Annotated in this window: 11 protein-coding genes; all 11 read left to right on the top strand. The window is 68.4% G+C overall.

Annotated elements, in window-relative coordinates:
- Positions 1-233, top strand: a 233-nt coding sequence (locus tag ACWCOV_RS23375; protein ID WP_449831412.1) for a DUF6284 family protein, incomplete at its 5' end; no start/stop codon positions are given.
- Positions 230-454, top strand: a complete 225-nt coding sequence (locus ACWCOV_RS23370; RefSeq protein WP_449831411.1) for a hypothetical protein — start codon at positions 230-232, stop codon at positions 452-454. The genes ACWCOV_RS23375 and ACWCOV_RS23370, both read left to right, overlap by 4 nt.
- A complete protein-coding gene (locus ACWCOV_RS23365; RefSeq protein ID WP_449831410.1) occupies positions 454-1,335 on the top strand; it encodes an ABC transporter permease in 882 nt (293 codons plus the stop codon). Before ACWCOV_RS23370 ends, ACWCOV_RS23365 begins: the two co-directional genes overlap by 1 nt.
- Position 1,336: 1 nt before the next feature.
- A complete protein-coding gene (locus tag ACWCOV_RS23360; protein ID WP_449831409.1) occupies positions 1,337-3,559 on the top strand; it encodes a cell division protein FtsK in 2,223 nt (740 codons plus the stop codon).
- Positions 3,560-3,852: 293 nt separating this feature from the next.
- Positions 3,853-4,095, top strand: a complete 243-nt coding sequence (locus ACWCOV_RS23355; protein ID WP_449831408.1) for a hypothetical protein — start codon at positions 3,853-3,855, stop codon at positions 4,093-4,095.
- Complete coding sequence (locus ACWCOV_RS23350) at positions 4,095-4,529, top strand: RRQRL motif-containing zinc-binding protein (RefSeq protein WP_449831407.1); 435 nt, start codon at positions 4,095-4,097, stop codon at positions 4,527-4,529. The genes ACWCOV_RS23355 and ACWCOV_RS23350 overlap by 1 nt, the downstream gene beginning before the upstream one ends.
- Positions 4,530-4,549: 20 nt before the next feature.
- A complete protein-coding gene (locus ACWCOV_RS23345; protein WP_449831406.1) occupies positions 4,550-5,431 on the top strand; it encodes a bifunctional DNA primase/polymerase in 882 nt (293 codons plus the stop codon).
- Positions 5,428-6,012, top strand: coding sequence for a hypothetical protein (locus tag ACWCOV_RS23340; RefSeq protein WP_449831405.1), 585 nt, complete (start codon positions 5,428-5,430; stop codon positions 6,010-6,012). The genes ACWCOV_RS23345 and ACWCOV_RS23340 overlap by 4 nt, the downstream gene beginning before the upstream one ends.
- Positions 6,009-7,319: a DUF3631 domain-containing protein gene (locus ACWCOV_RS23335; protein ID WP_449831404.1), complete on the top strand. Its 1,311-nt coding sequence runs from the start codon at positions 6,009-6,011 to the stop codon at positions 7,317-7,319. Before ACWCOV_RS23340 ends, ACWCOV_RS23335 begins: the two co-directional genes overlap by 4 nt.
- Before the next feature lie 32 nt (positions 7,320-7,351).
- Entirely contained in the window at positions 7,352-7,558 is a 207-nt protein-coding gene (locus tag ACWCOV_RS23330) for a helix-turn-helix domain-containing protein (RefSeq protein WP_449831403.1), read from the top strand.
- Entirely contained in the window at positions 7,555-8,766 is a 1,212-nt protein-coding gene (locus tag ACWCOV_RS23325; RefSeq protein ID WP_449831402.1) for a tyrosine-type recombinase/integrase, read from the top strand. Before ACWCOV_RS23330 ends, ACWCOV_RS23325 begins: the two co-directional genes overlap by 4 nt.
- Positions 8,767-8,816: the final 50 nt, after the last annotated feature.

Below are 8,816 nucleotides of genomic sequence, written 5' to 3'. Positions count from 1 at the left end.
TGTCGGCCGTCAGAGGCGAGGAGCCGTCCGCCGCTGAGCTGGTCGCGATCGAGCAGGAGTGGCCGCTGATCGAGGCGGAGCTGGACCTGTTGAACGCACAGATCGCGTTCATCAACGCGGGTCCGTACGCGTCGGTTCTGGAGAGGCGGCGGGTCCGTCGCGCTGAGCGTCGCGTCCTGCATGTCGGCCGGGAGTTGGCCGTCCGTGGCCCGGAGACGGAGGGCGTGGCATGACCCCGCAGCTTGTTGCCGACGCGTCCGCGTCGCCGCTCGTCCAGGTGGATCTGGGCTGGTGGAAGGTCGCGGGTTACGACCTGGTCCAGGTCGTCTCTCCCCGGACGGCGCTGGGGACGGCGTGGATCGTCTGGCGCGGCGACCACGTCTTGCACACCACCGACACGCTGCCCCACGCGGGCGGCTGGGTCATGGACCAGCTCACCGGAGGTCAGGCGTGATGAGTACTCCGCTTCGTACGTCGTACCCGGTCCCGGTGGAGGACCTGATCCCGGACGCCCGCCGTCTCGCGGCCGAGCTGGGCGAGATCCCGTCGCAGAACCGGCTGATGAAGCACCTGCGGGTCGGCAAGGACAAGGCCAAGGCGGTACACGCCGCCCTGACCGCAGAGCGCACCGAGGACCGCCCGGAGACCCGGCTTCATTCGGTGCCGGACCCGGACGAGACCACCGCTGAGACCGACACCGCCGACACGCCCGCTGAGGACGCTGCGGAGGAGTTTCCGCAGGTCACGCAGCAGACGGAACCGGGCTCCGACGCTGAGGTGTTCCCGGCTGAGATGGTTCCCGCGGCTGCCGATACTGCCGGGGCGGGGGGCATCTCCCCGACCGATGAGACCCCCACGGACACCACACCCGATACCAGGGCTGAGACCGGGGATGAGATGCGCCCGCTTCGGTCGTGGCCGGTGCTGCTGCTGGCGCTGCCCGCGTTCGTCGCCGTGTGGTCGGGCTGGGTCGGGCTGGGTGAGCTGACCGGTTTCGGTGTCGTGCATCCGCTGCCGGGGATCGCGGACGGCTTCACGATCAACTCGGCGATCACACTGCCGATCGGTGTCGAGACCTATGCCGCGTTCGCGCTCCGGGTCTGGCTGTCCGGCCGCGTCCCGGTCCGTGCTCGCCGGTTCGCTAAGCGGTCCGCCCTGGCTGCGCTCGCGCTGGGCGCGCTGGGCCAGGTCGCCTATCACCTGCTGGAGGCCGCTGGAGTCACCTGCGCCCCGTGGCCGATCACCACAGCCGTTGCCTGCCTGCCCGTTGCCGTGCTCGGCATGGGCGCCGCGCTGGCCCACCTGATCCACACCCGCGAGAACGGGGAGAAGTGACATGACTGAGCCGATGAACAACCTGCCCGACCCGATCGACCTGGACGCGCACCGCGCCCGCCGCGACGACGTACAGGACGCCGTCCAGGACTCCGCGACGGACCCGACCGAAACGGCCGGCGTACCGGTGCCGCTGTCGCCGGGTGAGGTGGAGTCGATGGACACCGCCTACGAGATCGCGTTGGACGACGCCGACGACGACCCGGCCACGGGCAAAGTCATCGTGCCCGTGGACACGCCCGGCCTGCCGGTGCCGATCGCGGACGGGCAGCGGCTGCCCGTCATCCCGACCCATCTGCGCCCGAAGGCGCTGCCCGCGACGATGCGCCGCGCTGGCGGCCGGGCCGGTCACGTGGCAGCGTTCCACGCGGTCCGATCACCCTGGTACGCAACCAAGTTCGCCTGGTTCGCCGGTCGTGGCCTGTCGCGGCTGATCGGCAAGCAGTTGCGCTGGTGGTGGGTCCCGAACTCGGTCACGCTGGAGCAGAAGGCGGCCGACGCGGGCGAGTTGAAGGAGTGGGAGAAGATTCACCGTCAGCTCAAGGCCACGCGGCTGTGGCGCGGCGGTGTGCTGGTGTTGCAGAACCTTGGTCTGCTGATCGGTGTTCCGATCGCGTGGAACGCGGCCCCGGCCGCTGGTCTCGCCGCGGTGGGTGCGGCTGCGGTCGCGGGTCTGGCGCACTACGGTCGCCCCGCTGGTCAGACGCTGGTGGGTACTGCTGTGGTCGCGCCTCGGTTCCGCAAGCTGAACTCGGACATTGTGCTCCGGGCCTACTACGCGGCTGGGCTGGGTAAGCCGGACAAGGCGGACCAGGAGGTGCGGTTCGGGTCGCCCATGTCCCGAGACGCTAGGAACACCGGGTCTCAGGTGGTCGTGGATCTCCCGTACGGCAAGGGCTGGAGCGATGTGGCCGGGGCTCGGGAGAAGATCGCTTCGGGTCTGGACGTGCACGTGAATCAGGTGTTCCTGACCCCGGACAAGACCAGCTCGCGCCGCCACACGCTGTTCGTGTCCGACCGCGACCCGCTCGCGGTGCCGGTGGGCCGCACGGAGATGCTGGACTGCAAGCCGCGCAGCATCTGGGACCCGGTGAAGCTGGGCAAGGACGAGCGGGACGCGCTGGTGTCGCTGCTGCTGATGTGGAACTCGCTGCTGGTCGGCGCGCAGCCGCGCAAGGGCAAGACGTTCTTCGCCCGTCTGGTGGCTTTGTGCGCGGCGCTGGATCCGTACGTGAAGCTCATCGTTGCGGATGGCAAGAACTCCCCGGACTGGCTGGGGTTCAAGAAGGTCGCCCACCGCACCGTGTTCGGCACGCACCCGAACCCCAATGACGACAACCCGATTGAGCGCCTGCAAGCGATCCTGGACGAGGTGCTTGCGCACATCGACCGCGTCAATTCGATCCTGACGACCCTGCCGGTCACGATGTGCCCGGACGGCAAGCTGACCAAGGAACTCGCCCGCGACCCCCGCTACCCGGACCTGCGGGTGCTGGTGATGGTGATGGAGGAGTTCCAGGTCTACTTCGAGACCGAAGACCAGGCCGTGAACAAGGAGATCGCGGCCAAGCTGTCCCGCATCCAAGCCGTAGGCCCATCGGCCGGCGTGGTGCTGATCTCCAGCTCGCAGAAGCCGTCTGGTGTCGGCGCGGGTGACGTGTCGCGGCTGTTCAATCGGTACCGGGACAACCACTCGGCACGGTTCGCGCTCAAGTGCGGCAACCGCACCGTGTCCGAGGCGATCCTGGGCGGCGACGCCTACCAGGAAGGCTTCGACGCCTCCACCCTGCCGGTGGGCGACGAGTACCGCGGTGTTGGCTACCTGTACGGCGTCACCGACAACACGCCCACCGTGCGGTCGTTCCTGGCCGACGCGGCCGACGCGGACAAGATCCTGACGGCAGCGCGCAAGCATCGTGAACAGCTCGGCACGCTGACCGGCGAGGCGGCCGGGGAGGAGCTGGAGCGCGCCAGCCGCGATGTGCTGGCCGACCTGCTGGCCGTGATGGGGCCGGACGCCACCGCGCATTGGGACACGGTGGCCGGTCGCCTGGCTGACCGGATGCCGGAGCAGTACGAGGGCACCACGCCGGAGGCGATCTCCGCGCAGGCCCGCGCACAGGGCGTCCCGAGCGTGAACGTGAAGCGCGACGGCGTGGTCCGCAAGGGCGTCAAGGCCGACGACCTACGCGCGGCTATGGCCCGCCGCGACAAGACCGAATGATCTACGGAGAGTAATCAACTGATGTAGGGGTGCGGGACGGCCGTAGTAGCGGCCCCGACGCTACTGGTAGCGGCTGCGCTACCTGTCCCGCTCCCCCGCAACCCGAACCTGACCAGGCCGTTGTGTCCCGCGTAGCGGGTAGCGGCCACGGCTCCTCACGCCCAAAAACCGGCCCTTGGAGGCTTCCCATGCTGTCCCGCGCCGCTACCGCCACCCTCATCACCGCTACCCACGGTAGCGGCCCGTCCGCTACTTTGACCGCCGTTGTGCACACCGCTGGGCAGGTCGCCACGGTGGCACTCATCGTGATCATCGCTGTCGCGTTCTACCTGTTCACCTGCCTGGTCTGGCCGTTCGGCAAGTGCCGCCGCTGCAAGGGCGTCGGCAAGTTCAAGTCCCCGTTCGGCAAGGCGTACCGCCACTGCGGGAAGTGCCAGGGGTCCGGGCTGCGGGTCCGGCTCGGCCGCCACGTCATCAACCAAATGCGCGCCGTCCGGGGCGCTGGCACCAACTCGGCCAGCAAGGGCGAGAAGTGATGTCCGCCGCCGTACGGAACGGTCTCAACGGGCTGAGCCTGCACTCGGCCCGGTCGGTCTGGGTCGAGCTGTGGAACGGCCAACATGCGCTCGGCTGGGACCACCACGGGACCCCGGTGTTCCGGTTCCGCTGGGCACCCGCAGGGCTCGCCACCCGCCGCCAGCTCCGCGCGATGCGCATGTCTCCCGGAGGCCAGGAGCCCTACGCGCTGCTGGTCTGGCGCAACGGCAAGCGGTGGGCGTGGCTGTACCGGCTCGACCTCGCCAAACCCTCCCGCGTCCCGTCACCCGCGCAGCTCAACGCCCTGGACAAGGCGATGCAGGCCCGGCGTACCTGCGGACTGTGCAAGGCCGTCACCGACTACTGCATCCCGACCTCTGACGGCCGGTGTCTGGACTGCATCGATACCGCCAGCTACCCGACCGCCGCCTGAACACTCGAGAGGAGATTCTGATGAACGACCTGCTGACCGCCGCCCTAGACGCTGCCGAGCGTGGCTGGCCGGTGTTCATGCTCGGTCGCTCCAAGCGGCCGGTTGCCAACTGCAATGACTGCCGCGACAACCCTCACGACCCTGCGACCTGTGGGCACCTGACCTGCCACGGGTTCTACGCCGCCACCACCGACACGGAACGCGTCGCCGCGATCGTCGCCGCCGTGCCGGGCGGACAGCTTGCCGTGCGGACCGGTGCCGTGTCCGGGCTGGTGGTGATCGACGTGGACCCCGCGCACGGCGGAGGCGTGAGTCTGGCAGAGCTGGTGGCACACCAGCTGGTGCCGCGCACGCTGTGGGTTCGCACCGGCTCCGGTGGAGTGCACCTGTATTACCGGCATCCCGGCCGGGAGATCCCGTCACGGCCGATGCCGAACCGGGCCGGGATCGATGTGAAGGCTGACGGCGGGTACGTCGTGCTGCCGCCGTCGATCCACCACCGCACACATGAGCCGTACCGGTGGTGCGAGGGACTGTGCGAACCGAGCGAGATGCCCCCGCCGCTGATCGACGCGTGCCTACCGCCCGCGCCGGCCGATTCCACGACTGTCCCGGCCGGGCCGATCCGGACCGCTCAAGCCACGGGAGCGGGGGGCATCTCCTGCCCGGATCGGCTGCTAGACGCGCACCTGGGTGCGGTTCGGAACGCACCCGAGGGCAAGCGCCGAACCACGCTCTACGGCGCTGCGAGAGGCGTTGCGCGGATGGTCGCGGCGGGTGCGATCACTCACGCCGACGCCGTCGCTGTCCTGACCGCTGTGGGGCAGCAAGCCGAGCAGACCGCCCGCGACATTCGAGCCGCCATTACCGGTGGCTTCCGTGACGAAGGGATCGCCGCATGACCATCTCCGATCAGGACGGTCCGATGAGGTTCGCGTACGCGGATCCGCCGTACCTGGGGTGCTGCAAGCTGTACGACCACTACCATCCCGACGGCCGGTGCTGGGATGACCTGGAGACTCACCGGCTGCTGATCGAGCGGCTGTGCGCTGAGTACCCCGACGGGTGGGCGCTGTCGCTGACCAGCACGTCCCTGCAGGCACTGCTGCCGCTGGTTCCGGCCGATCACCGCGTCAGCGCCTGGACGAAGCCGTTCGCCGCGTTCAAGCGCAACGTGCGGATCGCCTACACGTGGGAGCCGATCATCTGGCGCGGCGGCCGGTTGTCCTCCAGGGACGGTGCACCGGTCGGGCGTGACCACATCGCCGAGCCGATCACCATGCGCAAGGGGTTCACGGGCGCCAAGCCCGAGAACGTCTGCCGTCACGTCATGGACCTACTCGGCTGGAAGCCCGGTGACCAGCTGGACGACCTGTTCCCCGGCACCGGCGTGTTCGGTCGCGTGCTCGCAGCAGTACAGGGACGGCCCCTCGAACAGCACGGACAGCCCGCCCTCGACTTCGAAAGCGAAGGTGCCGCATGACCGCCCAACGCACCGACACAGCACAGCCGATCGACGGTGCGCGGCTGCTGGACGACGTTGCGGCCACCATCGGCCGGTACGTCATCCTGCCGAGCACGTCAGCGCATGTTGCGGTGGTGCTGTGGATCGCCGCCACGCATGCCGTGAAGGCGTGGAACTGCGCTCCGCGGCTGGTGATCCGGGCACCGGAGCGGCGGTGCGGAAAGTCGCGGCTGCTAGACATGGTGGAAGGGATGTGCCACCGGCCGTTGATGACGGTCAACGCGTCGCCGTCTGCGGTCTACCGGTCAATCGGCATGGCACCGTCCGATCCGCCGACGCTGCTGATCGATGAGGCCGACACGATCTTTGGCCCCAAGGCCGGAGAGAACGAGGACCTGCGCGGGCTGCTGAACGCCGGTCACCAGCGCGGCCGTCCGGCACTGCGCTACGACGCCGGTACGCGGACGGTGGAGAAGATCCAGACGTTCGCCATGGCCGCCCTCGCGGGCATCGGCGCGATGCCGGACACGATCGAAGACCGCGCCGCCGTCATCCGCATGCGCCGCCGCGCACCTGGTGAGGAAGTTCAGCCGTACCGGGTACGGCGCGACGGACCCGAGCTGGACGAGCTACGCCAACTGCTCAACCAGTGGCTCGCCCCGCACGTGATCGAGCTGACCAAGGCCGCGCCCGACATGCCGCTCGAAGACCGCGCCGCCGATACCTGGGAGCCGATGATCGCCGTTGCCGACCTGGCAGGCGGGCAGTGGCCCCGCGCCGCACGGAAGGCTGCCGTAGCGCTCACCAGCGACCGCGACGCGGGCGACGAAGGCTCGACACCGACCCGGCTGCTGGCCGACTGCCGCACCGCGTTCCAGGACGCCGACGCGCTGCCCACCGCGATCCTGCTGGAACGGCTCCGCAGCGACCCCGAAGCGCCCTGGGCGACGATCGGGAAAGCCGGGCTCACGGCGATGCGGATGGGCAACCTGCTGCGGGAGTTCGAGATCCACAGCGACACCATCCGGTTCCCGACCGGGCAGGCAAAGGGCTACTACCGCAGCGATTTCACCGACGCGTGGAACCGCTACTGCCCCGAGCCGAAACCAGCCGGGGAGGAAGCCGTACCAGCCGTACCAGCCGTAACTTCCCAGGTCAGCCCCGGTACGGCTTACACCACTGGTACGGCTCAAGCCGTACCACGCACTCAAGCCTCCTCGACCCTGACCAGCGAAAACGAGGCTGGTACGGCTGGTACGGCTTGGATCCCCAGAGCTGTACCCGACCTCCCGAACGACGATCACGCCACCCGAGAGACCGCATGAGTACGGCCGGACAGAACGGAGCTACACGCAACATGACGACGGTTCAGATTGCCGACGCAGACCGGCTGTTGACCACTACGGAAGACGCCGCCGCTCGGCTGGGCATCCACCGCTCGACTCTCTACGACCTGATCCGGAGCCGGAAGCTGAAGACCGTGAAGATCGGCGCGCGCCGGTTGGTGCGGGTCTCGGCTCTGGAGGAAGCCATTCAACTTCTGGAGGAGGAAACCGCAGCATGAAGGCCGCGAACGGTGACGGGTCGATCTTCTATCGGCCCAGCAAGGATCGGTGGTTCGGCGCGGCGTACGTCCTGCAGCCTGACGGGACGTACGCCAGGCGGGAGGTTTCGCACAAGGACCGGGAACAGGTTGTTCAGAAGCTGCGGAAGCTGCAGACGAACTCCGATCAGGGGATCCCGGCTGAGGCGACCAACTGGCAGGTGGAGGCATTCCTGAACTACTGGCTGGAGCACATCGTGAAGCCGTCGAGAAAGCCGAAGACGTATCAGGGCTACGAGTTGGTGGCGCGGGTGCATCTCATTCCCCAGCTCGGCAAGAAGAAGCTGCACAAGCTGACGGGTGCCGACGTGCGGCTGTTCATGAAGCGGATGCGGAATACCTGCCTGTGCTGCCTGCACGGCTACGACAAACGGCGCGGTGACAAGGCGAGGTGCTGTGCGGTCGGCCGGTGCTGCAAACGGCTCCCGTCTGATCGCCTGGTGGAGCAGGTTCACGCCGTCCTGCGTAACGCCCTGCAGGCTGCTGTGAGGGAGGAAGTCCTGCAACGAAACGTCGCAAAGCTCGTGCAGGTGAAGGGAGCGCAGTACGAGGTCAACCGCGGCGTGACAGAGCAGCAGGCGCGGCAGCTACTTGAGGCCGCCAAGCCCACGCGGCTGCACGCGCTGTTCGTGCTGGCGCTGTACCTCGGCCTGCGTCGTGGCGAGATGCTAGGGCTCCGGTGGCATGACATCGACTGGGCAGAGAACACGCTGCAGATCCGGCGCACACTTCAGCGCGTAGACGGTGCCCTGCAAGCCGTGACACCGAAGACCAACCGTTCCCGGCGTACCGTGCCGCTGATCCCGGTGTGTGTGGAAGCTCTCCGAAGCCACAAGCGCCGGCAAGCCATGGAACGCCTGCTGGCGGGAGAGAAGTGGGTGGACACCGGCTACGTGTTCACGACCGAGATCGGTACGGCGATCGAGCCCGACAACCTGCGGCGAGTCTGGTACCCGCTGCGTGAGGCGGCCGGGTTGGGGGAGATGCGCCTCCACGATCTGCGGCACTCGTGTGTGACCTTGCTCCTACGGCTCGGCGTACCGCCGCACATCGTCCAGGCGATCGTCGGGCATGCGGACATTCACGTCACGATGACGATCTACGCCCATGCGTCACTGGAGGACCAGCGGAAGGCCCTCGAACAGCTCGCGGAGGCGGTCGCCAGGTAGGCGTTGCGGTACTGGTTGCGGTAATCGCGGGAGGTTCGGCGGATCTCGGA

The sequence above is a fragment of the Kribbella sp. NPDC002412 genome, assembly GCF_053592935.1.
The sequence above is the reverse complement of the archived record's forward strand: the minus strand, read 5'-3'. Positions and strand labels throughout refer to the sequence as shown.

Coding starts and splice junctions, on each gene's coding strand:
- ACWCOV_RS23370 (WP_449831411.1), top strand. CDS start 230: ATGACCCCGCAGCTTGTTGCCGACGCGTCCGCGTCGCCGCTCGTCCAG.
- ACWCOV_RS23365 (WP_449831410.1), top strand. CDS start 454: ATGAGTACTCCGCTTCGTACGTCGTACCCGGTCCCGGTGGAGGACCTG.
- ACWCOV_RS23360 (WP_449831409.1), top strand. CDS start 1,337: ATGACTGAGCCGATGAACAACCTGCCCGACCCGATCGACCTGGACGCG.
- ACWCOV_RS23350 (WP_449831407.1), top strand. CDS start 4,095: ATGTCCGCCGCCGTACGGAACGGTCTCAACGGGCTGAGCCTGCACTCG.
- ACWCOV_RS23345 (WP_449831406.1), top strand. CDS start 4,550: ATGAACGACCTGCTGACCGCCGCCCTAGACGCTGCCGAGCGTGGCTGG.
- ACWCOV_RS23340 (WP_449831405.1), top strand. CDS start 5,428: ATGACCATCTCCGATCAGGACGGTCCGATGAGGTTCGCGTACGCGGAT.
- ACWCOV_RS23335 (WP_449831404.1), top strand. CDS start 6,009: ATGACCGCCCAACGCACCGACACAGCACAGCCGATCGACGGTGCGCGG.
- ACWCOV_RS23330 (WP_449831403.1), top strand. CDS start 7,352: ATGACGACGGTTCAGATTGCCGACGCAGACCGGCTGTTGACCACTACG.
- ACWCOV_RS23325 (WP_449831402.1), top strand. CDS start 7,555: ATGAAGGCCGCGAACGGTGACGGGTCGATCTTCTATCGGCCCAGCAAG.